General features: G+C 67.6%; 21 protein-coding genes. 11 read left to right on the top strand and 10 right to left on the bottom strand.

Annotated features, from left to right (window positions below; all coding sequences use genetic code 11):
- The first annotated feature begins 2 nt into the window (after positions 1 to 2).
- On the top strand, positions 3 to 857 hold the full coding sequence (purU, locus tag ACQE2J_RS00195; RefSeq protein ID WP_135537583.1) for a formyltetrahydrofolate deformylase: 855 nt from the start codon (positions 3 to 5) through the stop codon (positions 855 to 857).
- A 108-nt stretch (positions 858 to 965) separates the two neighbouring features.
- On the opposite strand, the gene ACQE2J_RS00190 is transcribed toward purU, so the two are convergent.
- The gene (locus ACQE2J_RS00190; RefSeq protein ID WP_135537582.1) at positions 966 to 2,510 is read right to left on the bottom strand and encodes an aminotransferase class I/II-fold pyridoxal phosphate-dependent enzyme; all 1,545 of its coding nucleotides are present in this window, start codon (positions 2,508 to 2,510) and stop codon (positions 966 to 968) included.
- A gap of 74 nt (positions 2,511 to 2,584) precedes the next feature.
- Here ACQE2J_RS00190 and ACQE2J_RS00185 point away from each other — a divergent pair, with 74 nt between their 5' ends.
- Entirely contained in the window at positions 2,585 to 3,499 is a 915-nt protein-coding gene (locus ACQE2J_RS00185; protein WP_135537581.1) for a LysR family transcriptional regulator, read from the top strand.
- 79 nt (positions 3,500 to 3,578) lie between these two features.
- On the opposite strand, the gene ACQE2J_RS00180 is transcribed toward ACQE2J_RS00185, so the two are convergent.
- Positions 3,579 to 4,502 carry an IclR family transcriptional regulator gene (locus ACQE2J_RS00180; RefSeq protein ID WP_135537580.1) on the bottom strand — a complete coding sequence of 308 codons (924 nt, stop codon included), beginning with the start codon at positions 4,500 to 4,502 and terminating at the stop codon, positions 3,579 to 3,581.
- A gap of 264 nt (positions 4,503 to 4,766) precedes the next feature.
- Between ACQE2J_RS00180 and ACQE2J_RS00175 the strand changes: the two genes are divergently transcribed.
- Together ACQE2J_RS00175 and ACQE2J_RS00170 are read left to right on the top strand one after the other, a co-directional pair.
- Positions 4,767 to 5,603 carry an ABC transporter ATP-binding protein gene (locus ACQE2J_RS00175; protein WP_135537579.1) on the top strand — a complete coding sequence of 279 codons (837 nt, stop codon included), beginning with the start codon at positions 4,767 to 4,769 and terminating at the stop codon, positions 5,601 to 5,603.
- A gap of 339 nt (positions 5,604 to 5,942) precedes the next feature.
- The gene (locus tag ACQE2J_RS00170; RefSeq protein ID WP_135537578.1) at positions 5,943 to 6,128 is read left to right on the top strand and encodes a hypothetical protein; all 186 of its coding nucleotides are present in this window, start codon (positions 5,943 to 5,945) and stop codon (positions 6,126 to 6,128) included.
- 44 nt (positions 6,129 to 6,172) lie between these two features.
- Here the strand turns inward: ACQE2J_RS00170 and ACQE2J_RS00165 are convergent, their stop codons facing one another.
- The gene (locus ACQE2J_RS00165; RefSeq protein WP_135537577.1) at positions 6,173 to 7,171 is read right to left on the bottom strand and encodes a serine/threonine dehydratase; all 999 of its coding nucleotides are present in this window, start codon (positions 7,169 to 7,171) and stop codon (positions 6,173 to 6,175) included.
- A 98-nt stretch (positions 7,172 to 7,269) separates the two neighbouring features.
- Positions 7,270 to 8,637, bottom strand: coding sequence for an MFS transporter (locus ACQE2J_RS00160; protein WP_135537576.1), 1,368 nt, complete (start codon positions 8,635 to 8,637; stop codon positions 7,270 to 7,272).
- A gap of 328 nt (positions 8,638 to 8,965) precedes the next feature.
- On the opposite strand from ACQE2J_RS00160, the gene paaZ reads away from it, so the two are divergent.
- Positions 8,966 to 11,002, top strand: a complete 2,037-nt coding sequence (gene paaZ, locus ACQE2J_RS00155) for a phenylacetic acid degradation bifunctional protein PaaZ (protein ID WP_135537575.1) — start codon at positions 8,966 to 8,968, stop codon at positions 11,000 to 11,002.
- A 65-nt stretch (positions 11,003 to 11,067) separates the two neighbouring features.
- Here paaZ and ACQE2J_RS00150 read toward each other — a convergent pair whose 3' ends face one another.
- Genes ACQE2J_RS00150 through ACQE2J_RS00140 form a run of 3 tightly spaced genes read right to left on the bottom strand, consistent with a single transcriptional unit; the run spans position 11,068 to position 15,190 of the window.
- Positions 11,068 to 11,979, bottom strand: a complete 912-nt coding sequence (locus ACQE2J_RS00150) for a diacylglycerol/lipid kinase family protein (RefSeq protein WP_167854329.1) — start codon at positions 11,977 to 11,979, stop codon at positions 11,068 to 11,070.
- On the bottom strand, positions 11,976 to 13,628 hold the full coding sequence (locus tag ACQE2J_RS00145) for an FAD-binding oxidoreductase (RefSeq protein WP_426936847.1): 1,653 nt from the start codon (positions 13,626 to 13,628) through the stop codon (positions 11,976 to 11,978). The genes ACQE2J_RS00150 and ACQE2J_RS00145 overlap by 4 nt, the downstream gene beginning before the upstream one ends.
- A gap of 5 nt (positions 13,629 to 13,633) precedes the next feature.
- Entirely contained in the window at positions 13,634 to 15,190 is a 1,557-nt protein-coding gene (locus tag ACQE2J_RS00140) for a glycerol-3-phosphate dehydrogenase/oxidase (RefSeq protein ID WP_135537572.1), read from the bottom strand.
- A gap of 77 nt (positions 15,191 to 15,267) precedes the next feature.
- On the opposite strand from ACQE2J_RS00140, the gene ACQE2J_RS00135 reads away from it, so the two are divergent.
- Entirely contained in the window at positions 15,268 to 15,900 is a 633-nt protein-coding gene (locus tag ACQE2J_RS00135; protein WP_167854328.1) for a TetR/AcrR family transcriptional regulator, read from the top strand.
- A gap of 92 nt (positions 15,901 to 15,992) precedes the next feature.
- Here the strand turns inward: ACQE2J_RS00135 and ACQE2J_RS00130 are convergent, their stop codons facing one another.
- The 3 genes from ACQE2J_RS00130 to paaI form a co-directional block, all read right to left on the bottom strand.
- A complete protein-coding gene (locus tag ACQE2J_RS00130; RefSeq protein WP_135537570.1) occupies positions 15,993 to 16,676 on the bottom strand; it encodes a TetR/AcrR family transcriptional regulator in 684 nt (227 codons plus the stop codon).
- 50 nt (positions 16,677 to 16,726) lie between these two features.
- Positions 16,727 to 18,022, bottom strand: coding sequence for an AMP-binding protein (locus ACQE2J_RS00125; RefSeq protein ID WP_135537854.1), 1,296 nt, complete (start codon positions 18,020 to 18,022; stop codon positions 16,727 to 16,729).
- A gap of 166 nt (positions 18,023 to 18,188) precedes the next feature.
- Positions 18,189 to 18,725 (bottom strand): hydroxyphenylacetyl-CoA thioesterase PaaI, encoded by a 537-nt coding sequence (paaI, locus tag ACQE2J_RS00120; RefSeq protein WP_426936846.1) that lies wholly within the window; start codon positions 18,723 to 18,725, stop codon positions 18,189 to 18,191.
- A gap of 647 nt (positions 18,726 to 19,372) precedes the next feature.
- Between paaI and paaA the strand changes: the two genes are divergently transcribed.
- Genes paaA through paaE form a run of 5 tightly spaced genes read left to right on the top strand, consistent with a single transcriptional unit; the run spans position 19,373 to position 23,390 of the window.
- Positions 19,373 to 20,425: a 1,2-phenylacetyl-CoA epoxidase subunit PaaA gene (paaA, locus tag ACQE2J_RS00115; RefSeq protein ID WP_167854327.1), complete on the top strand. Its 1,053-nt coding sequence runs from the start codon at positions 19,373 to 19,375 to the stop codon at positions 20,423 to 20,425.
- A complete protein-coding gene (paaB, locus tag ACQE2J_RS00110; RefSeq protein ID WP_135537569.1) occupies positions 20,422 to 20,745 on the top strand; it encodes a 1,2-phenylacetyl-CoA epoxidase subunit PaaB in 324 nt (107 codons plus the stop codon). Before paaA ends, paaB begins: the two co-directional genes overlap by 4 nt.
- A 13-nt stretch (positions 20,746 to 20,758) precedes the next feature.
- Positions 20,759 to 21,739 (top strand): 1,2-phenylacetyl-CoA epoxidase subunit PaaC, encoded by a 981-nt coding sequence (gene paaC, locus ACQE2J_RS00105; protein WP_135537568.1) that lies wholly within the window; start codon positions 20,759 to 20,761, stop codon positions 21,737 to 21,739.
- Between the two features lie 5 nt (positions 21,740 to 21,744).
- Positions 21,745 to 22,272, top strand: a complete 528-nt coding sequence (gene paaD / locus ACQE2J_RS00100; RefSeq protein WP_426937534.1) for a 1,2-phenylacetyl-CoA epoxidase subunit PaaD — start codon at positions 21,745 to 21,747, stop codon at positions 22,270 to 22,272.
- Positions 22,272 to 23,390, top strand: coding sequence for a 1,2-phenylacetyl-CoA epoxidase subunit PaaE (paaE, locus tag ACQE2J_RS00095; RefSeq protein ID WP_135537567.1), 1,119 nt, complete (start codon positions 22,272 to 22,274; stop codon positions 23,388 to 23,390). The genes paaD and paaE overlap by 1 nt, the downstream gene beginning before the upstream one ends.
- Positions 23,391 to 23,446: the final 56 nt, after the last annotated feature.

Below are 23,446 nucleotides of genomic sequence, written 5' to 3'. Positions count from 1 at the left end.
ACATGCAGGACTTCATCTTCACTCTCGAATGCGCCGAGCGTCCCGGTATCACCCATGCGGTGACCGGTGCGCTGCTCACCCACGGCGGGGACATCAAGGAGTTCAAACAGTTCGATGACCAGTCGACGCAGCAGCTGTTCCTGCGCATCGACTTCCGCGTCTCCGAGGAGCCGGGCAACGGGATCGAGGCGCTGCGGACCGACTTCGCGGCGATCGGCGAGGAGTTCGGGGCGACCTGGCAGCTGTGGCCGCAGGGCGAGAAGCGACGGGTGCTCATCATGGTCTCGAAGTTCGAGCACTGCCTCAACGATCTGCTCTTCCGCGCCCGCGTCGGCGAGCTGCCGATCGAGATCGCCGCCGTCGTGTCGAACCACCCCGACCACCGTGAACTCGTCGAATGGCATCACATCCCGTTCTTCCGGATCCCAGTGACGAAGGAGACGAAACCGGCGGCCGAGGCGAAGCTGCTCGAACTCGTCGACCGCTTCGAAGTCGACCTCGTGGTGCTCGCCCGCTATATGCAGATCCTCTCCGATGACCTCGCCCGCGAGCTCACCGGACGCGCGATCAACATCCACCACTCGTTCCTGCCTTCGTTCAAGGGCGCCAAGCCCTACCACCAGGCGTGGGAGCGCGGGGTCAAGACCGTCGGAGCGACCGCGCACTTCGTCAACAGCGAGCTCGATGAGGGGCCGATCATCGCCCAGCAGCTCGTCGAGGTCGACCATTCCTTCGCCCCCGAGGATCTCGTCGCTGCCGGCCGCGACGCCGAATGCAAAGCGCTGTCCAGTGCCGTGAAGTGGCATTGCGACGGTCGTGTCTTCCTCTCGGGCAAGAGGACGGTGGTTCTGCGCTGAGTCTGCGCTGAGTGCGGGGCGCGAGCCCGCTTCGCCGAGCGGACCACTTGGCTTCGAGCGAGCGGGTTGCGCCTGGTCCGGTCGACACCAAGTGGTCCCCTCGGTGCTTCAGGCTCGGGCCCGGGAGCGATCGCTCACGACCCGGAAGGTGTCCATCCGTGAGTCCTGGGCGCCGCGGACGTATCCCGACGGTGCGGCCGCGGTCATGCGGAGGAAGGAGACCACCTCGGCGCTGAGGACTTCCCCGGGCAGCACATTGGGCACTCCGGGCGGATACGCGGCCAGGGCGTCGGCCGAGACCTGACCGATGGCCTCGGCGGAGTCCACGACCTGTGAGTCCGCGAAATGCGCCTGGCTGATCTCCATGCGCTTGACGCAGCTGCCGGGGACGACGATCGGACGCTCCGGCTCGGACTCCGATCGCGGCAGCGCCTGCAGGGCGGACCAGAACCGTTCGACGTCGACCGGCGAGGTGGCACCGATGAGCAGGAGCAGCGCCGAGGGGGTTGCGAGTTCGCAGTAGATGCGGTGGTCGCGGATGAGCCGGTACTGGGCCTCGGCACCCGTGATTCCGGCGCCGCGGGTGTCGATGACGACCTTGAACGGATCGTGGTCGATCGCATCGTGTCCGCCGAGGATATCGGGCGTGGCATCACGGAAGCGGGTGTCGCTCTTCACCCGGGAGCGCAGCTCCGCGGCGGTGTCCAGGGCCGCGCCGATCGCCTCGGGGCGGGTGACCAGATGGCGTCTGGCCTCGTCGAGCGAAGCCAGCAGCAGAGAGCTGCTCGAGGTCGACTGGTAGGACTTCACGACCCGATCGACGAGACCGTCGATGCGGCGGGCGTGCCGGGAGTGGCCGAGGTGGATCATCGCGGACTGGGCCAGCGAACCCGCACCCTTGTGCGTGCTCGAGATGACGAGGTCGGCGCCGAGGCGGACTGCGTTGACCGGCAGATCCGGGTGCATGCCGAAGTGGGAGCCCCAGGCCTCATCGACGATGAGCGGGACATCGTGGGAGTGGGCCGCCTCGGCGATGGCGGCGATATCGGCCACGGCGCCGAAGTAGCTCGGAGAAACGAGGTAGACGGCGGAGCTGTCGGGATGCTGCCGGAGTGCGGATTCGACCTGGGCGACGGTGACGCCGTGGGAGGATCCGAGGCCGGCGTCGACCCGGGGGTGGACGAAATGCGGGCTCAGCTCGGCGTGGATGATGCCGTCGATGACGGAGGAGTGGACGCTGCGCTGGAGCACGAACTCTCGTCCCAGCCCGCGCACGACGGTGGTAGCGATGTGGTTGCCGCCGGAAGCGCCGTTCGTGATGAACCAGCTGCGCGAGGCTCCCCAGGCCTCGGCGGCGAGCTGCTGGGCGGCCGCGATCGGAGTCCGGCGATCGTGATCGATCATCCTCCAACTCTGCTGATCGATGCCGCTGAAGAGCATCGGGAAGTCGATGCTCATGCCGCTCTCACCGACGATGTCCGCCAGGCCCGGGGCATGTGCGCCCGAGCCCTGATGAGCCGGGACGTGAAGACGCTGCCAGTCCTGGGCGGCCAGAGCGCGGAGGGCATCCGCGTACGGGGCCTCGTGCTGGCGCGGGTCGATGTGGGCCACGGTGCCGGAGGGCAGTTCGGAGAGCTGGGAATCGGTGCGCATGGAACTCACGCTACGGAAGCGAAGAAACCTACGCTATAGCAAGAAATCGATCACACTGTCATAGTGTCTATACCATGATGAATCTGCAGCAGTTCCGGGTCCTCCAGGCCGTCCGGGAGGTGGGGAGCCTCAACCGCGCCGCCGAGGTGCTCGGCCACGGAGTGCCGACCGTGACCCACCACCTGCGAACACTCGAATCGCATCTGCGTGTGCAGCTCGTCGAGCGGGCCCGGAGCGGTGCCCGGCTGACGCCCTTGGGCGAGTCCTTCGCCGCGGAGATCGCGCCCGTGCTCGAGCGCATCGACCGCGCCGAACAGCTCGTGACCGCGCAGCGCGACGCGGGCGTGGTCACCCTGCGGATCGGGTCCTTCTCCTCGATCGGCTCACGCCTGCTGCCGGCCGCGATCGCCGAACTGCAGGCACAGAAGTCGGTGCGCGTCGAGGTCGTCGAGGCCGAGCCCAGCGAGGTGGTGCGCATGTTGCACAGCGGTGAGGTCCATGCCGGCCTCATCTACGACATCCCCGAACTGCCCGAATTCGCCGGGCCCGAACTGAGACTGCGCACCCTGCTCGACGAGCCCTACCGGGTCATGGTCGCCCGTGACGGGCAGCTGGCGAAGCAGGACGTGCTCGACGTCGAGCAGATGGGTGAGGTCGCGTGGGTGTCGAGCCGCAATGAGTCCGAAGCCTCGGTGCGCGTGCTCAATCGCGTCTACCGGTCACTCGGACTCGAGGTCCGTGAGCTCATGCGCAGCGACGACCTCTATATGATCCACGGACTCGTCGCCGAAGGACTCGGCTGTGCGCTGACGACGGAGGCCGCCGTCGATACGGGCTTCGCCGTTGAGATCAGACCGGCGAAGCAGGACCTCGGCACCAGGCGGGTCTCCTTCGTCACCCGCACGGGACCGAACCCGGCGGCGGTCGGATGGATGGGCGAGATCCTCGAAACGGTGGCAGCCGAACGCGGGGCCGCCTCGGCGGGGTGAGGTGTGCCGGCGGAACGAAAGGGCCGCGCGGCGGGGCGGAGCGAAGGGGCCGGGCGGACGAGCCAGATGAGACAGGGCCTCAGAGGTCGCCGGAGTCCGGGGCCGGGTCGGTCTGCGAGCTCAGCGCCTCGGAGATGGCCTTCGCCTCACGACGGAGCAGGGCGACGAGGCGTTCGACCCGGGGCCCGGTGACGCGGTCGGCGATGCTCGCGATCGACAGAGCCGCGCGCGGTCGGGAGCCGCGGATGCGCAACGGCACTCCCACGGCCCACGATCCCTGAGCGAAGAGTCCGGGATTGTGGACGAAGCCGTCGATGCGGGCCTGGTCGATGATGTCGCGCAGGTGCGGGACCGAGACCTTCGGATACCGTTCGGCGAGGATCTCGGCGTTGGCTTCGAACTGGGCGTCCACCTCGGCGGGGGAGAGCTCGGACAGGATCGCCAAAGACCCGGCCCCGATGCCCAGCGGGTGCCGGTCGCCCACGGACAGGGCGTTGTTGAAGATCTCGCCGAAGCCCTCCTCGCGGCGCGCGCAGATCGAGTAGCTGCCGGTGCGCAGGGTGAGGAACACGGTGTCGTGGCTGAGCTCGGCCAGGCGCAGCAGGCTCGACTCGGACTCCGTGACCAGGGGGTCGACCGATTTCTGCGCCAGCTGCCCGAGGATCTGGGACTGCACGCCGAGGCGGTACCCGCCTTCCTCGAGCCGTTCGACATAACCCATGGCGATGAGCGCCTGGAGCATGCGGTGGACGCTGGCCTTCGGACGGCCGCTGATCGAGGCGAGTTCGGACAGGCTTGCGCCTTCGCGTCGCTCACCGGCGATGAGGCCGACGAGGTTGAGCAGCGTCAGTGCGCGCTGGATGCTCTGGGCGCCGGTGCCGGGCTCGAGCGAGTCGACGGCATGAGCGACATTGAACGACGCGGAGCGGCGGAGGAGTCGACCACGCATCCTGATGCGATGTTCCTCGCGGAGTTCCTCATTCGGGTCGGCGCCATTGTGCATGCCCCCATTATGGCCCGTGCGCCCGAGCGGCGGAATGAAGGGTCGGACCGCGGGGCATCAGGCCAAGAACGCGCGTCGAGCGTCTCATTCTGCGATCGTCGACGAGTCAGAGGTCTTACTCCGCGATCCAATATGTGGAACGCGGCCGCGACCGATGGCGGCGGCTTCGACAAGGGGTGGGCCTAGACTCGAATGGGCCCGGCCGAACGGCGGGACCTTCGGCGTGGAACCCGCCGAGCAGCGAACTCAAGAGGAGAGTGGGACGTGGCCGAAACCGTCCTCGATATTGCCGGGGTGACGTTCCGACGGGGGCAGACGCATATCCTCCACGGCATCGACCTGCGCATGCGAGCCGGCGAACACTGGGTGCTCATCGGACCGAACGGGGCCGGAAAGTCCACTCTGCTCAGCTTCGCCTCGGCGCAGGTGTTCCCGACCTCCGGCACCGTCGACATCCTCGGATCCCGGATGGGCCGCGTCGAACTCGCCGCCCTCCGCCGCTTCATCGGGCACGTGAATCCGCGCCATCCGCTGCGCTCGAACCTGTCCGTGCGCGAGGTCGTCCTCACCGGCCTGACCGGCACCGTCGAACGCCCCCTGCGCTGGGAACCGGAACCGCACGAGGTGGCGAAAGCCGACTCCCTCATCGCCGAGGTGGGGCTGACCTCGCGTGCGGACGCGGGCTGGAAGGTGCTGTCGCAGGGGGAGCGGGGGAAGACGCTCGTGGCTCGTGCGCTCATCGCCGATCCGCAGCTGCTGCTCTTCGACGAACCGACCACCGGCCTCGACGTCGCAGCACGCGAACAGCTGCTCGAGACCATCGACGACCTGTCGGTGCGCTCGCCGCAGCTGGCGACACTGCTGGTCACACACCACCTCGAGGAGATCCCCGAGACGACGACGCACGCCGCACTCATCTCCGAAGGACGACTGACCGCCGCGGACTCCATCGGCGAGGTGCTCACCTCCGAAAAGGTCTCCGCCGCCTTCGACCATCCGATCGAGGTCGGTTTCGCCGACCGTCGCTGGTCGGCCCGCGCCGTGCGTACGGCCGGAGCCGTGCGAGCCGTCAGCACCGCCGGTGCCGAGCCGGTCGGCTGACCCGGCGCTCTGCCGAGGCGGCGCTCTGCTGGGGCGCCGGCCGACGTCGCGTCGCACTTCCACATCTCGTCCATATCATCATGACGCGAACTGATGGCCCGTACGTAATGTGACGGTGTTCTGCACCAAACCTGATGGCGAAGTGCACTAAAGGGGTGAGACCAGCCAGCTGGCGGGATGAGGGGTGCCGGAACGCCAGCTGGCGGGATGAGGGCGGGTATGTCAGCCGCTGGGATGAGGGCTGCCGGGATGAATCGCCATATGAGCCGGAGCTGGTGATCGGCTGGGATGGTGCGGGCCGTCATTGCACCCACCCGCGCTCGAGCCTAGGCTTGAGGCATGAAGATGAGTACCGTGTGGAGCATCATCGGCGCGATCATCGCCGTCATCATCGCCTGGTGGGTGGTCAACATCGCGTTCTCGATCGCGTGGTTCCTCGTCAAGGCCATCATTGCCGTGGTTGTCGCGATGGCGATCTTCGGTCTCATCAAAGCCTCGCTGAGGTCGAAGGACCGCCAGAGTTAAGGACCGTCAGCACTGGAATCATTCGGGCCGGGAATCCGCCGGCGTCACAGATCTCCGAGGCTGGTGTTCGCCCCGCACAGGATGACGCAGACCTTCTCGCCCGCAGCCGGCACATAGGCGCCTGGGCCAGAGGCGCCTGAACTGTCGGAACGGTCCGATCCACGCGACTGACCGGAGCGGTGCGGTCCGTCGATCCCCGCAAGTGCAGTCGCCGCCGCATGTTCGACGGCGAGCCGATGCTCGTCCCACAGGTGCTCCCGAGCGGCGTTGATCGCCGCATCGTCGACCAGCACCGAGGTGACCAGATCCGACCGCGCAGCCGCCACCCCCAGCGGCGTCGCCCGCCGGGCTCCGAGCGAATCCGCTGCCACCGAATCGACCGTGACATCGACCGGTTCGCCCGCTTCGAGTGCAGCATTGAGCGCCCGACAGTTCTTGGGCTCGACCGCGACCGTGCGCACTCCGTGATGGGCAGCGGCCGTCGCGACTCCGGCGAACAGCCCGCCCCCGCCGACCGAGACGACGACCGTGTCGAGATCGGGCACCTGCCCGAGGATCTCGGTCATGAGCGTGCCCGCGCCGGCGGCGATGAGCGGGTGGTCGTAGGCATGGGAGGCCAGCGCCCCGGACGACTCGACGAACTCGTCGCAGGCGGCGGCCGCCTCGGCGAATTCGCTGCCGACGAGCTCGACGCGAGCCCCGTAGGAGCGCAGCCGATCGACCTTGACGCTCGGGGCCGTGGTCGGCAGGAACACGGTCGCGGGCACCCCGGCCGCACGGGCCGCCCACGCACACGCGAGCCCCGCGTTCCCGCCCGAGGCGATCGTCACCCCTGCCTCGGGGAAGGTGCCGGCATCCAGGTGTGCGCGGATGAAATTCTGCGCACCGCGGGCCTTGAACGTGCCCGTGTGCTGGAGGAACTCGAGCGCGAAGAAGATCCCGTCCTCCGGCGCCGAGGTGACCGTGACCGGCCGTACCCGCCCGCCGGTCCGTGCGGCGGCCGCCTCGATGTCGGTGTGGCTCAGCTCCGTGGCCGGTGGCATGCGGGCATCCTCCTCGTCGTCGATCCAGGGCTCGTCCTGCCGGTCAGATCGGGCCCGTCACCAGCATAGAGGCAGCGAACGGGACCACTCCGGGCGTTTCAGCTCGTGTGCTTGGTGATGCCGAGGTCGACGCCCTTGGTCTCCTTGACGAGGCTGACGCCGATGAGCGAGATGATGCACACGATGATCATGTAGATCGCGATCGAGATGGACTTCCCGGTCTCCGCGAGCAGCGTTTCGGCGATGGTCGGGGCGAAGGCGCCGCCGAGGATCGCGCCGAGCGCGTAGCCGATCGACACACCGGAGTAGCGGACCTGGGCGGGGAACATCTCCGCGTACATCGCCGACATCGGACCGTAGGACAGGCCCATACCGACGGTGAGGACGAAGATGCCGATGCCGTAGGCCCAGATGTTGGCCATGTCGATCATGAGGAACGTCGGGATGAGCCAGACGATGAGGAGGATGTAGCCGATCTGGAAGGTGCGCACGCGGCCGAGCCTGTCAGACAGCGCCCCGCCCCACATCGTGAAGATCAGCCAGCCGAAGCTTGCCAGCGTCGTCGCCAGCAGCACGGGTGCGCGGTCGAGGCCGACGGATCCGCCGTCCTCGATCGGTCGGGAGGCGTAGGCGGCGAAGAACGCGATGATCATGTAGCCCACGGCGTTGTTGCCGATGAAGATGAGCGCGGAGAGGACGACTTCCTTCGTGTTCTTCTTGAACAGGGTGCCCAGCGGCGCGGAGGATTCGGCCTTGCGTTCGGCCAGCTCAGCGAAGACGGGGCTCTCTTCGACCTGGCGCCGGATGTAATAGCCGACGAGGACGAGGACGACGGAGAAGAGGAACGGAATGCGCCAGCCGAAGCTCGCGAACTGTTCGGGGCTGAGCACGGTGGTCAGGATCCAGATGACGCCGGTGGCCAGGATCATGCCGACCGGCACGCCGATCTGCGGGTAGGCACCGAAGATGCCGCGCTTGGAGATCGGTGCATGCTCGACCGACAGCAGTGCGGCTCCGCCCCACTCGCCGCCGGCGGAGAAGCCCTGAAGGATCCGCAGCAGAGTGAGCAGGATCGGGGCGCCGACGCCGATCATCGCGTAGTTCGGCAGCAGACCGATGAGCGAAGTCGCCGCCCCCATGAGAATGAGCGTGAGCACGAGCATCTTCTTGCGTCCGATGCGATCGCCGAGGTGGCCGGCGATGATCGCGCCCAACGGTCGGAAGAGGAACGAGATGCCCAGAGACGCCCACGCCATGATCTGGCCGAGTGCCGGATTGTCTGAGGCCAGCGGCCCGAAGTACTGGGCCGAGAGGACGAGCCCGGCGGCCTGCGCGTAGATGAAGAAGTCGTACCACTCGATGGTGGTGCCGACGAGGGTGCCGGCGAGGACCTTGCGCTCTTCGCGGGTGATCGATGCGGGTGCTGCCGGATGCGATGCGGACGGGCCGGATGCTGTCGTGGACATAAGCGGATCTTTCGGTTGCTGGGCGACATTGCCGTGCACCTCACCGGTGGCGGTGATACTCGACCGTGAGTGATCGCCGGTGCCGTCGGTGAACAGGTGGCGGGGGACTGACTGTCTGGTCAGTAATTGGTCTCGATCATAGGGCAGAACATGCGCCGTGTCACTCCTGCGCAGAGGCGTCGGCCGCATCCTGAGCGCGGCTCCGCCTCCGCCGTCGTCCGATGACAATTACCGACCGATTGGTTAGTATATTGTGGAGGAATCGGCAGCGGTGCCGAATGCGGTCGCCGTGAACCGGGAGACGTCGTTTCACCAGGGAGAGCAAAGCATGACCGAAATTCTCAGTTCCTATGTGGCAGGATCCTGGCACACGCCCGGTGCGACCGAGTCCGCCCGCTCCGTCCACGACGCCGCCACCGGTGAGCTCCTTCACCAGGTCAGTTCGGCCGGCCTCGACTTCGCCGCCGTCGACGAACATGCGCGCACGGTCGGCATCCCCGAACTGCAGAAGCTCACCTTCCATCAGCGCGGTGTGATCCTCAAACAGCTCGGCGCCCACCTCATGGAGCGGACGAAGGACTACCACGAGATCTCCTTCACCACCGGCACGACGAAGCGCGACGCCTTCGTCGACATCGAGGGCGGCATCGGCACCCTCTTCACCTACTCCGGCGTCGCCCGTCGCCAGATGCCGAACTCGACCGTCCACCTCGACGGCGGTGTCGAGCGACTGTCGAAGAACGGCACCTTCGTCGGTCGCCACATCCTGACCTCCCGACAGGGTCTGGCACTGCAGATCAACGCGTTCAACTTCCCCGTCTGGGGCATGCTCGAGAAGTTCGCCCCGATGTTCGTCGCCGGCGTCCCCGTCGTCGTCAAGCCCGCCACCGACACCGCTCACCTGACGCGCGCGGTCGTTGCCGACATGATCGATTCCGGCCTGCTGCCCGAAGGTGCCATCCAGCTCGTCAGCGGCGACGTCACCCCGCTCTTCGACCACCTCGCCGAGCAGGACGCCATCGCCTTCACCGGCTCGGCGGACACCGCCCGCCGCCTGTCCGGGCTCGACTGCGTCACGGAGCGCGGCACCCGATTCTTCGCCGAGGCGGACTCGCTCAACTTCTCCCTGCTCGGTCCCGATGCCGGACCCGGCACGCAAGAATTCGACCTGTTCGTCTCCGGCGTCGTCGCCGAGATGACGGTCAAAGCCGGCCAGAAGTGCACCGCGATCCGCCGCACCTTCGTCCCCGCTGCCCACGCCGAGGCGGTCAGCGAAGCCATCGTCGCGAAGCTCGCCACCCAGGGCGTCGGCGATCCGCGTGAGAAGTCGACCCGCCTGGGCCCGGTGGTCTCCGACAAGCAGCGCGCCGACGTGCTCGACTCCATCGACGAGATCCTCGCCGGCGGAGCGCACCTGCTCACCGGCGGGCGTGAGGAGTCAGATCGCCTCGCCGCCGAACACGGCGGCGCCTATGTCGCAGCCACCGTGCTCCAGGCCGATGACGCCTGGGCCGATGCCGTCCACGACATCGAGGCCTTCGGCCCCGTGACCTCGATCATCACGTATTCCGACACCGAGGAGGCCGTCCGTCTGGCCGCCCGCGGACGCGGTTCCCTGGTCGGCTCGGTCGTCACCCACGACCGCGAGTTCGCCACCGAATTCGTCCGCAGGATCGCACCCTGGCACGGGCGAGTGCTCGTCCTCGACCGTGACGACGCCGAGGAGTCGACCGGCCACGGTTCGCCTCTGCCGAACCTCATCCACGGCGGTCCCGGACGGGCCGGGGGCGGCGAGGAGATGGGCGGACTGCGCGGTGTCGAACACTTCATGCAGCGCACCGCGATCCAGGCCTCCCCGGACATGCTCACCGCGATCGGCGGGGAATGGGTGAGCGGATCGCAGCGCCGCCTCGGCGAGCATCCGTTCACGAAGTCGCTTGCGGACCTGCGCCTCGGCGACACCCTCGACTCGGAATGGCGCGAGGTCACGCTCGACGATATCGAGCACTTCGCGAACTTCACCGGGGACACGTTCTACGCACACATGGATGAGGAGGCGGCCGCCGCGAACCCGTTCTTCCCGGGACGCGTGGCCCACGGCTACCTCATCGTCTCCTTCGCCGCCGGACTCTTCGTCCAGCCGGACCCCGGCCCGGTGCTCGCGAACTACGGCCTCGAGGGGCTCAACTTCATCACGCCCGTCTCCCCGGGCGACAAGCTCAAGGTGACGCTGACCGCCAAGCGCATCACCCCGCGCGAGACCGACGAGTACGGGGAGGTCCGCTGGGACGCTCAGGTCGTCAACCAGAACGAGGAGCCCGTCGCGAACTACGATGTGCTCACCTTGGTGGCCAAGGAGTACTGAGGGCATCCGGGCTCGCGTGGGGCAACCCCGTCTCTGCCTGCGGCAGACGAGGAGCATCGGGTCGGTTACGCTCTCCGGTCCTGTGGAACGCGGACCTTGAGTGAGGCCGGTCGGATCGTGAGCGTGGCCGGCGTCCGAGCGACCGCATCGCCGTCGGCCATGATGACGACCGGATCCACGCCCGGGGGTGTGTCGATGCGGATCTCGGTGGCGTGACTGAGGCTGATGTGCGGGTGCCACCCAAGCCTGACCAGCATGAACGAGACCAGCTCCGCGGCCAGGCGCGGCACGAGCGTGTCTTCGAAGAGGACCACGTCGATGAGTCCGTCGTCGACCTGCGCATCGGGGGACAGCTTCAGCCCGCCGCCGTAGCGGCCGGAGTTCGCGAAACCTGCCGAGAGCCCATGGAATCCGCGCCTCTCGCCGTCGACTGTGAGGACGAGGTCGATGGGCGTCGGTCTCCTGATCGCGCGGATGAGTCCGTACAGGTAGACCCAGTGCCCCTTGATGCGGCGAGTCGAATCGGCGTAGTCCTGCACCGTCGTGTCCAAGCCGAGGCTGACATTGCCGACGCAGATGAGCCCGTCGAGGTCGAGGGTGTCGATGGCAAGGTCATATCCGTCGGCGATGACGGAGACGGCCGCCTCGACGTCCTTCGGAATGCCGAGCTTCGCAATGAAATCATTGCCGCGGCCACCGGCAATGATGCCCAGGGACGTCTGCGTCCCGAGGAGTCCGGCACCGACGGCGCGGACCAGGCCGTCTCCACCGAGCGAGACGACGAGGGGCGCACCGCGGCCGGCGAACTCGGCGGCGAGCTCCCCCGCGTGCGCCTCGCTGCGGCTCTCGACAACCTCGACCTGCAAGCTCCTCCGAGCGAAGGCGGCCTTCATCGGCCCGATCCGCCGCCCCACCTCTCCGTGACGGGCGGTCGGGTTGAGGATCACCGGCAGCGGCGGAGGCGAAGCGGCTGTCACAGCTGATCCGGTCCGTTCATGAGCTTGCCGGGATTCATGATCCCCACCGGATCCGCTTCGGCCTTCGCCGCGCGCAGCATCCGCACCCACAGCTCACCGGTCTCACGGGGAATCCACGGAGCGTGGTCGCGGCCGGTGGCATGGTGATGCGTGATCGTGCCGCCGCCGGCGATGATGGCATCGCTGGCCGCGGTCTTCAGCGCCTTCCACTGGGCGATCTCCCGGCCCTCCTCCTGGCGCGCGAAGATCGTGTAATAGAGGGAGCAGCCGGTCGAGTAGAGGTGGGAGATGTGGCACAGCACGAGTGCAGGGGTGCCCCGCTTCGCCAATGACTCCTCGATCTCCTGACCGATCGAGTCGTGGAGCTGTTCGATCGCGCTCCACGGAGCCGAGGTCTCCAAGGTGTCGACGAGCGTTCCCTCCGTGAGCAGCTGATCGCGCAGATACGGCGTCGAGAAGCGGTGCTTCTCCCACATGGTCTCCGGGGAGCCGCCGACGCTCACGCCCTTGTGTCTCTTGGCGATGTCGCGTCCATCGGCCCGCCGCATCCGCGCCGAGGCCCTCTGCCCGTCATAGCGCAGCACCAGCAGGCACGGGGTCGTGATGCCGCGGGCCCTGAGGACGGCGAGAACACCCTTGCGCTGAACCCCGCTGCCGAGCTGCGCGAGCCCGAAGGCCGTCTCGTTGACGTCGGAGAGCCGGGCGATATCCGGTCGCAGACCGGTCTGCTCCATCTCCCGCAGCGCCGCCGCACCGGAATGGAAATCGGGGAAGAACCAGGCATCGGGCAGGCTGACCTCCGGCAGGCGCGAGATGCCCAGCGTCACCTCGGTGATGATGCCGAGGGTGCCTTCGGAGCCGACGATCAGCTGCCGAGGATCGGGGCCGGCCGCCGAGGCGGGGGAGGGGCGCAGCTCGACGGGACCGGTGGGCGTCGAGCAGCGCAGACCGAGGACCTTGGCGTCGATGCGTCCGTATCCGGTCGACTGCTGACCGGCCGAACGGGTCGCGACCCAGCCTCCGACGGTGCTGAACTCGAATGACTGCGGGAAATGTCCGAGCGTGAAGCCGACTGCCTGAAGCCTCTCCTCGAGGTCGGGGCCGAAGACGCCGGCCTGAACGGTCACTGTCAGCGACTCCTCATCGATGTCGACGACCTCATCGAGCCGGGCCAGGCTGATGCACACGCTGCCGCTGAACTCGCCGCGCACGGTCTCGATGCCGCCGACGACGCTGGTGCCGCCTCCGAAGGGGACGACCGAGATCCGCTCCTCCTGGCAGATGGCCAGGAGCTCGTCCACCTCGGCGTCGGTGCCGGGATAGAGCACAGCATCCGGGGCCGAGCTCAGCACACCGCTGCGCAGACGGATGAGGTCAGGGGTGCTGCGACCGACGGAGTGCGAGACCCGCCGGGCATGATCGTCGCGGATGTGACCGGCGCCGAGCAGCTCGGCGATGCGCGCGAACGCCTCGGGCGGAAGTGCCGGGGCGGGCAGCTGCACGTCGTCGAGATCGATGGGCGGATTGACGACGCCGGCGGACCGACCGCAGACCTTGTTCAGCATCTTCTTCGCTCCAGGTTTGACGGGACCGTCGTGTCCGTCCTCGCCCCAGCCCCACCAGCGCATCCTCGGTTGAGGGGTGTCCATCAGCGTCATCCTTCTTCCTGTGTGTTCACGATCAGTTCGGGTGCCAGCCTGCGAACGGCAGAGGCGAAATCGGCGCGGTCGGCCTCAACGAGCCCCCACCGCGAACGGCGGTCGATGACATCGTCGACGGTGATGGCCAGTTCGTGGTCGACGGCGAAGCGGACCTCGGCGCCGCTGTAGGGGATGCCCGTGCGCACCGGGCCGCCGAGGGTCGGATCGGACTCGGCATAGGCCGCGACGCTGGCCGCGTCGGTGCCGTAGCGGCGGATCAGCGCCTCCGGCAGGTTCGGATCGGGGGTGCCGATGCCGACGAGTCCGAGCGACTTCGTCCGAGACGGGCCGGCCGTGAGGCCTCCGCCTTCGACGACGGCGTCGACGGCATCCTCGGCCATGCGCCGATACTCCGTGAGTTTGCCTCCGACGATGGTCAGCGCATCGGTGCGCGGGTCCCGCAGCAGTGCGTGCCTGCGGGAGAGATCGGCGCTGGAAGAGCCCGAGGTTTTCAGCAGCGGCCGGAACCCGGCGTAGCTGCCGACGATGTCGTCCAGGGCGAGAGGCTCGGCCAGGGCGGTGTTGATGGTTGCGAGCAGGAAGTCGAGGTCCTCGTCATCGGGCATCGCCCGGTCGGGAACCGCACCATGGTGCGGGGAATCGGTGAGACCGACCATGACGAGCCCCTCGTGCCAGGGGACCGCGAAGACGAAGCGACCGAAATGGCCGGGCACCGGTGCCGTGATCGCGACCTCCGGGTCGCCGAGGCGCTCGGCTCGAACCAGCAGGTGGGACCCCTTGCTGGGTGCGAGTTCGACCTCATCGGCCAAGGTATCGGCCCAGACTCCGGTGGCGTTGACGATCTGCTTCGCACGCACCGTGTGCCGGTCGCCGGTGAGCTCGTCGACGAAACCGACCTGACCGGGTTCGATATCGGTGGCCTCGGCGTAGGTGATGATGCGTGCGCCGTGGACGGCGGCAGTGCGGGCCAGGGCCACCACGAGGCGGGCGTCGTCGATGAGCTGACCGTCCCAGCTGAGCAGGCCGCCGCGGAGTCCCTCGGCGTCCGCGGCGGGAACCTGCTCGCGCACGGCGGCGGCCGAGACGCGACTGGGACGGGGCAGCAGGGATGCCGGAGTGCGTGCGAGCCTGCGCAGGACGTCGCCGGCGAAGAAGCCGATTCCGAACATCGCGGCATCGAGGCGGCCGACCCCGGAATGGAGGGGCATGACCAATGGCAGCGGACGGATGAGATGCGGTGCGATCCTGCCCATCAGCCGACCGCGTTCGAGGGCGGATTCCCAGGCGATGGAGAAGTCGAGCTTGGCCAGATAGCGCAGACCGCCGTGGGCGAGCTTCGATGACCAGCTGCTCGTGCCCGAGGCGAGGTCGCCGCGTTCGATGAGGACCACGCTGAGTCCCCGGGTCACGGCGTCGAGGGCGACGCCGACACCGGTGAATCCGCCGCCGATGACCACGAGGTCGACGGTGTCGTCGGCGGTGGCCGCCGCGAGGTCCCGCGCTCGCCGAGCGGCATTGAGCGCCGCGTCTCCATGGGTTCTGTCAGGCATCCTCGGGCATCCTCGCTCCTTCTGGTACTGAGTCGTACCAGTTTGCAATCGGCGTGGAATGTTGTCAACATCACAGTGTGAGCGACCATGGACGACCTTATGCCGGTGCCAGCCGCCGAGCCCGCGAGAGTGCACGGCGCGAACGAATCATCGCCGCCGGTGCGCAGATCTTCGGCCTCCACGGCTATCGGGCCGCGACCGTCGGTGCGGTCTGCGCCGAGGCGGGGCTGAATAAGCGCTATTTCTATGAGTCGTTTGCGACGCTCGAGGACCTTCTCTGTGCCGTCTATGCGCGGGTGGTCGCCGATCTGCGCGAGGCGGTGCTCGCAGGCGGCGGTGGTGAGGCTCGCGAGGTGCTGCGCGGTTTCGTCGCCGGCTTCCTCGATTGGGTGCAGGCCAACCCGGTCTGGGCGCGCGTCCACCTCTTCGAGGTCCTGGGAGTCAGCGCCCGGGTCGATGAGCTGTACCGCTCATACGCTCGCGCCATCGGCGACGAGCTCGTGGGTCGTCTGGCGGAGGTGACTGCGGGCCCGCCGCTGACGCCGGCCCGAAGGCGAGTCCTCGGCGACGTCCTCGTCGGTGCCGGGCTGCAGGTGGTCGTCGACTGGGTCATCAGCGGCTACGAGCCTCCGCGCGATCGGCTACTGGCCGAGACGGAGGCGACGCTGGGGTGGATTCTCGCTGCCGGTGCGGCGACCGACTTCGACTGAGTGCCCCACAATTTCGCAACCGAGTGCCCCACGGCCCGCAACTGAGTGCTCCGCAAGCCCGCAACTTTGTTGGGCGGGCCAGGGCCGGTGGTTCAGGCCTCGAGCCCTTGGAACGCCATCGTGGTGACCGCCTCGGCGATGGTGTCGGGGTCGATGGGGTAGCTCGAGCGGTACCACTCGGTGATCGAATTGACCATGCCGAAGAGCAGGCGAGTGATGAGCCCGGGGCTGAAGTCCGAGCGGAGTCCGCCCTCGTCGATCGCCGCGGAGACGAGACTGCGGATCTTCTCGTCGATGGCGCGACGCGCATCGAGGGCCTCGAGCTCGATGGCCGAGTTCCCGCGAACGCGCAGCAGCAGAGTCACCGAATGGTGGTACTCGATGAGAATGAGCACACTGGCCCGCACGGCCAGACGCAGCCGTTCGAGGGCGGTGATCCCGGTCCGATGGCTCTCGGCTTCGACGGCTGAGTCCAAGGCGTCGATGCCGCGGTTGATCGCCAACCGCAGCAGCTCTTCCTTCGACTTCACATGATGGTAGATCGCCGACTTCGTGATGCCGAGCTCCCGGGCGACGGTGTCCATCGAGGTGCCGTCGTAGCCGCGGGAGACGAACACCTCGGTGGCCCTGTTGATGAGCGTCTCCCGGTCATAGCCGGGGCGACCGCGGCGCGAGCGCTTGGGGGCGGCGGTCGACGATGTCGACTCGGCGGAGCGCGGGGACCGGGCGGCCGCCTCGGCGAGGGAATCCGACGCGGATGAGGACGATTCGGGCATGCTGATCAGTCTAATCGGCTGCCGCGTGACGCACGGAGACGCACGTCATCTCAGCGGATGCCTTCGCGGCGGTCGATGATGCGCTTCATCTTGCCGACCGAGCGCGGCAGGTCGCCGGGCAGCTTGATGTCGACGCCGCAGGAGACGCCGAGGCGCTCCTTGATGCGGGCCGCGACGAGACGGTCGAGGCCCTCGAGTTCGATCGCACCGACGCCCTCGCGGGCTTCGACCTCGACGGTCATCTCGTCCATCCGGCCGGGGCGGGTGAGGAGGAGCTGGAAATGCGGGCTCAGCGGGCTGAACTCGAAGAGCACGGATTCGACGTTGGCCGGGTAGACATTCACCCCGCGGATGATCATGAGGTCGTCCGAGCGGCCGGTGATGCGCGAGATCCGGCGGAAGTTCGGGCGTGCGGTTCCCGGCAGCAGGGTCGCGAGATCGTGCGTGCGGTAGCGGATGATCGGCAGCGCCTCCTTCGTCAGCGAGGTGAAGACGAGCTCGCCCTCCTCGCCGTCGGGCAGCGCCTCTCCGGTGAAGGGGTCGACGATCTCCGGGTAGAAGTGGTCCTCCCAGATCGTCGGACCGTCCTTCGTCACGGCCGACTCGCAGGCCACACCGGGTCCCATGACCTCGGAGAGGCCGTAGATGTCGACGGCGTTGATGTTGAAGGACTGCTCGATCTCCTTGCGCATCTCGTCCGTCCACGGCTCGGCACCGCAGATCGCGGTCTTCAGGCTCGTCGACGTCGGGTCGATGCCCTGGCGGTGGAACTCGTCGAGGATGGTGAGCAGATACGTCGGCGTGGCCGTGATGATGTCCGGTTTGAAGTCCTGGATGAGCTGCACCTGGCGCGGAGTCTGCCCGCCGGAGATCGGCACGACGGTGAAGCCGTGACGTTCGGCGCCGTGGACGCCCAGGCCGCCGGTGAACAGTCCGTAGCCGTAGGCGTTGTGCATCATCTGTCCGCGCTCGCCGCCGGCGCCGAGGATGGACCGCGCGATGAGGGCACCCCACCGGTCGAGGTCGCCCATCGTGTACCCGACGACCGTCGGCAGGCCGGTCGTGCCCGAAGAGGCGTGGATGCGTGCGACCTGCTCCTGCGGCACCGCGAAGAGCCCGAAGGGATAGTTGTCGCGCAGATCCTGCTTGGTCGTGAAGGGCAGCTTCGCGATGTCGTCGAGGCTCGTGATGTCCGCAGGGCTGACGCCGAGTTCGTCGAAGGCCTTCCGGTAGAAGGGCACCTGCTCATACACGGAGGTCACCGTGGTCTTGAGGTTCTTCAGCTGGTCGGCGCGCAGCTCGTCGAGGCTCATCCGTTCGCCGGCGTCGAGGTCGGTGTCAGTCATCATCGTCTCCTTGCGAAATTCTTCTCTGTGCCGGATCCGGACGGGGCGTCCGATCCGCTGACCGCCGAGGAGGGGCACCGACTCCGGCGTCGTGTCCTCTGCGGGTGGTTGGGGGTGGGCAGGCGGCGGCATCGGCCACGTCAGCGCTGCGCCCGCCTGCTGCCGGTCACGGTGTGCGGGGAGGCAGGGTGCGGGAGCGACCGCGGTAGGTGGCGACGATCTCGTCACCGCGGGTGACGGTGACGTCGTAGATGCCCGAGCGTCCCTGCTTGATGACCTCACGGCCGTGGGCGATGAGTTCGTCGCCGATGAAGGTGGGTTTGAGGAAGTCGATGTCTCCGCCCGAGGCGACCGTGATCGAGCCCGGGTAGTTGCAGGCCATGGCGAAGGTGGTGTCGGCGAAGAGGAAGACGTAGCCGCCGTGCGTGATGTCGTGGCCGTTGGTCATGATCTCGGTGATCGTCATCGAGCACTGCGCCCAGCCGGGTCCGTGGTCATCGACCTTGATGCCCAGGTGCTGTGAGGCGCGGTCATTGGCGAACATCGCGGCGGCGCCGGTGGGTGCGGGAGCGTGTGGGGCTGCCCCGGTGCTGGATGCCTCGGTGGATCCTGTGGGATCGGGCTGTGGAGCCGCCTCGGTGGGGGTGGAGGTGTTCGGGGTCTGTGACTCCGCGGTCGTCGTATCGTGGGTGGGCTGTCCCAAGGTCGGCTCCTCCTCGAGTCGCGGGTTCTGGCGCCGGTGCACGAGGAGTGCCTGCGCCGCTGCGTGTGGACGACGGTGAGAGTTCCCCGTGATCCCGGACGGTCAGCCCGTCGGAGAATAAACGACCATCTGGTCAATAAATATCGTTCCGATAGTCGCCGCTGTCAAGTCACACGATGATCCGGCCTGCGAATCGCGCACGCATCGTCAAGCGGAGGCGGGAATAGGTCGCTATCGGATAGTTTCCGAGAAATATAGGTCGCTATCGGACGTTTTCCGGCGCTGAAAGTATCCGATGCTGACCTAAATTCGACAGGCGCCGCTTGGGCCGGAGGAAGTTTGTCTGGTCGATCCGACAGGTGTTGCGACGACTCCTTGAACCCAAGGCGCCGAAACCGCTGTGGATCGACCGGCACATGCGCCGGGTGGGCGCCTGTTTGCGAAAGATAGGCGCATAGAAGCCGTTCGCGTGGGCGGCATTGCACCCGGGCCGGGGGTGTGCGACACTGGTGGCAACAATACAGAACAAATGGTCAGTAAATGGATGCCCTGGATCAGAGGTCTGACGATGGTCGGACCGATGGGGAGGTCGGCAGCCGCTGACCGAGGCAGGTCCTGACAAGGGCACATCCAAGGGCGGAGTGGTCATGACGACTCAAGTGAACGACAATCGCTACGACGAAGCGAAACTCGAAGCGCAGTTCGACGCGACGATCGAGGCCAAGGACCGGATCGAACCGCGGGACTGGATGCCCGAGGCCTACCGCAAGACGCTCATCCGCCAGGTCGCGCAGCACGCGCACTCGGAGATCATCGGCATGCAGCCCGAGGGCAATTGGATCTCCCGTGCCCCTTCGCTGCGGCGCAAGGCGATCCTGCTGGCCAAGGTCCAGGACGAAGCCGGTCACGGCCTCTACCTCTATTCGGCCGCAGAGACCCTCGGCGCCACGCGCAACGAACTCACAGAGAAGCTCATCGCCGGCCGCCAGAAGTACTCCTCGATCTTCAACTACCCGACCCTGTCCTACACCGACGTGGGCACGATCGGCTGGCTCGTCGACGGTGCGGCGATCTGCAACCAGGTGCCGCTGTGCCGGACGTCCTTCGGCCCCTACGGGCGCGCCATGATCCGCATCTGCAAGGAGGAGTCCTTCCACCAGCGTCAGGGTTACGAACTGCTCATGACGATGATGCGCGGCACCGACGAGCAGCGGGCCATGGTCCAGGAGTCGGTCGACCGCTTCTGGTGGCCTTCGCTGATGATGTTCGGCCCTCCCGATGACAACTCCCCGAACACCGAGCAGTCGATGGCCTGGGGTATCAAGACCCACACGAACGACGAACTGCGCCAGAAGTTCGTCGACATGTCCGTTCCGCAGGCCGAGGCGCTGGGCGTGACGTTCCCCGACGAGAACCTCAAGTGGAACGAAGAGCGCGGACACTATGATTTCTCGACACCGAACTGGGACGAGTTCTGGGCCGTCGTCAAGGGCGACGGGCCCTGCAACGAACAGCGTGTGTCCCACCGCAAGCGCGCCTGGGACGACGGTGCCTGGGTGCGCGAAGCCGCGCTCGCCTTCGCCGAGAACCAGAACGCCGAGGCGGCCGCCCCCACCGCGGGCAACGCCGCCACTGCGGCCGCCCCCACCGTGCCGTCGGCCGACGGCTCCACCACCACCGCCGAGGAGGCAGCGAAATGACCGAGACCAACCCCGGCTCCGCCTCGGCGAGTGCGACCCGCGGCGAATGGCCGCTGTACGAGGTCTTCGTGCGCGGCAAGCGCGGACTCAACCACGTCCACGTCGGGTCGCTGCACGCGACCGATGACCAGATGGCCATCCACCATGCCCGCGACGTCTACACCCGACGCAACGAGGGCGTGAGCATCTGGGTCGTCCGCTCCGCCGATGTCACGGCCTCGAGCCCGGACGAGAAGGACCCGATGTTCGCCCCCAGCGGCGACAAGGTCTACCGGCATCCGACCTTCTACGACATCCCCGACGATGTCCCCCACATGTGAGAAGGGGAGACGAATGACTGCGAACAACGAACCCACCGTTCACGTCGAACACGATGAAGCGGGAACCAACGTCGACCACGGCACCCACGACAACGCCTACTCGGGCCTGCTCGTCAACGATGCGAACTGGGCCTTCGGCACCGACTTCGAGGACCCGCTGGCCGGCGTCGACACGACCGTGCCCGACGGGGTCGACGCGAAGGACCTCGGCGCCTACTGCCTCATGCTCGGCGATGACGCGCTCGTGTTCTCCCAGCGGATCTCCGAATGGTGCTCGAACGCCCCCGACCTCGAAGAGGACATCGCGCTGGCGAACATCGCCCTCGACCTCCTCGGGCAGGCCCGACTCCTGCTCGCCCGCGCCGCGGCCGCCGATCCGGAGCTCGTGCCCGAACTGCCCGGGGGCTCACCCGTGCCCGATGAGGATCGGCTCGCGTACTTCCGCAACGACCTCGCCTTCCGCAACGTCCGCCTGGCCGAGGTCCCCAACGGCGACTTTGCCGAGGCGGTCGCGAAGATCCTCATCTACTCCACCTGGCGCCTGTCGATCTTCGAACGCCTGACGACCAGCCGCGACACCGTGCTCGCCGCGATCGCGGCGAAGGGCGTCAAGGAGATGTCCTACCACCGCGACTTCGCCGGACGCTGGGTCCTCACCCTGGCCCGCGGCACCGAGGAATCGAAGTCCCGCTTGATCAGCGCCCTGAACGGGCTGTGGCCGCTGTGGACCGAACTCTTCGAATCCCACCCGGTCGAGGCCGCCGTGGCCGAAGCCGGAATCGGCGTCGACCCCGCCGAGGTGGCCGACGAGGCCGGAGTCATCATCGACCAGGTCTTCGCCGCCGCCGGCATCGATCGTCCCGACCGCGGATCGCTGGCCGGGGTCGGCGTGCACGGTCGCAAGGGCCGCGACGGACTCCACACCGAAGCCCTGTCGAAGCTGCTCGCGGAGATGCAGGTCGTCGCCCGGGAGCATCCGGAGGGACAGTGGTGACCGCCATGCTGCGGACCCACCCGACCGGCACCGACGCCGAGGCGATCGAGCGTGCCCGTGCCGCCGCCGAACGCGTGACGGACCCGGAGATGCCGATGCTCACGCTGCTCGACCTCGGCGTGCTCCGTAATGTGAGCATCGAGGACGGCCGCGTCATCACGACGATCACCCCCACCTATTCGGGGTGCCCGGCGATGGCGACGATGCGCGATGACTTACAGCGCGAACTCCTCGACGCCGGCTTCCCCGACGCCGAGGTGCGCGTGTCCCTGTCCCCGGCGTGGACGAGCGACTGGATCACCGAACGCGGCAAGAAGGCACTCAGGGATGCCGGCATCTCCCCGCCCGGAGCCGCACCGCACCGGCAGGGGCCGGTGGCACTGACCCTCATGCCCACCCGCCGCGCCGTGAGCTGCGTGCTGTGCGGGTCGGAGAACGTGAGACTGTCCTCCGAATTCGGCCCGACCGCGTGCAAGGCCATGTACCAGTGCCTCGACTGCCTGGAACCGTTCGACCATGTGAAGGAGATCTGATGACCCAGACGATCGATCAGACCGCCGAGGCGGCCCCCACCGCCCAGCGCGCCGACGGCTCCTCCCGGTCGAGCTTCTACCCGCTGACCGTGAAGTCCGTCGACCACCTCACCGAGGATTCCGCGGCCGTGACCTTCGATGTGCCCGAGGAGTACGCCGAGCTCTTCGACTTCGCCGCCGGACAGTCGCTGACCCTGCGCCGGCTCATCGACGGGCAGGAGCACCGCCGCACCTACTCGATCTGCGCCCCGGCCGGATCCGACCCGCGCATCGGTGTGCGTGAGGTCCCCGAAGGGCTCTTCTCCCTCTGGCTCGTGCGTGAGGTCCGTGCCGGCGACGTCATCGAGGTCCAGCCGCCCTCGGGCAGCTTCCGGGCCGACCCGGACCAGGGCGGACGGCATCTGTGCATCGCGGCCGGATCCGGGATCACCCCGATGCTCTCGATCGCGTCGACCGTGCTGTCGAACCCCGAAGCCTCGGTGACCCTGCTCTACGGCAACCGGAAGACGAACACCGTGATGTTCGCCGAGGAGCTCGCCGACCTCAAGGACGCCCGCAACCAGCAGCTCGACCTCGTCCACGTCCTCTCCCGCGAACCCCGCGAAGTCGAACTCTTCTCCGGCCGCCTCGACGAGGAGAAGCTGCGGCAGCTGCTGAGCGCCATCGTCCCGATCGGCAGCATGGACCATGTGTGGCTGTGCGGTCCCTTCGGGATGCTCGAAGACGCCCGCAGGGTGCTCGCCGAGTTCGACGTGCCGAAGGAGAGGATCCACTTCGAACTCTTCTACGTCGACGAACCGCCGCCGGAGGTCGTCCACGCCGACAAGGTCGTCGAAGGCGCCACCAGCGAGGTCACGGTCGTCATCGACGGACGCCGCACCACCTCGGCGATGTCGCAGGGCAAGACCATCCTCGATTCCGCACAGGAATCGCGCTCCGATCTGCCGTTCGCCTGCAAGGGCGGGGTGTGCGGAACCTGCCGCGCGAAGATCTGCGGCGGCGAGGTCGACATGGTCCGCAACTACGCCCTCGAGGACGCCGAGGTCGAGGCGAACTTCGTCCTCACCTGCCAGACCTTCCCCGTCAGCGATGAGGTCGTCGTCGACTTCGACTCCTGAACGACCCTGAACGGTCGCGTCCCGCGCCCACCCCGGACTCGACCGTCACCCACCTG

It is taken from the genome of Brevibacterium sp. LE-L (assembly GCF_050214925.1).
In the GTDB taxonomy this organism is placed as follows: domain Bacteria; phylum Actinomycetota; class Actinomycetes; order Actinomycetales; family Brevibacteriaceae; genus Brevibacterium.
The sequence above is the reverse complement of the archived record's forward strand: the minus strand, read 5'-3'. Positions and strand labels throughout refer to the sequence as shown.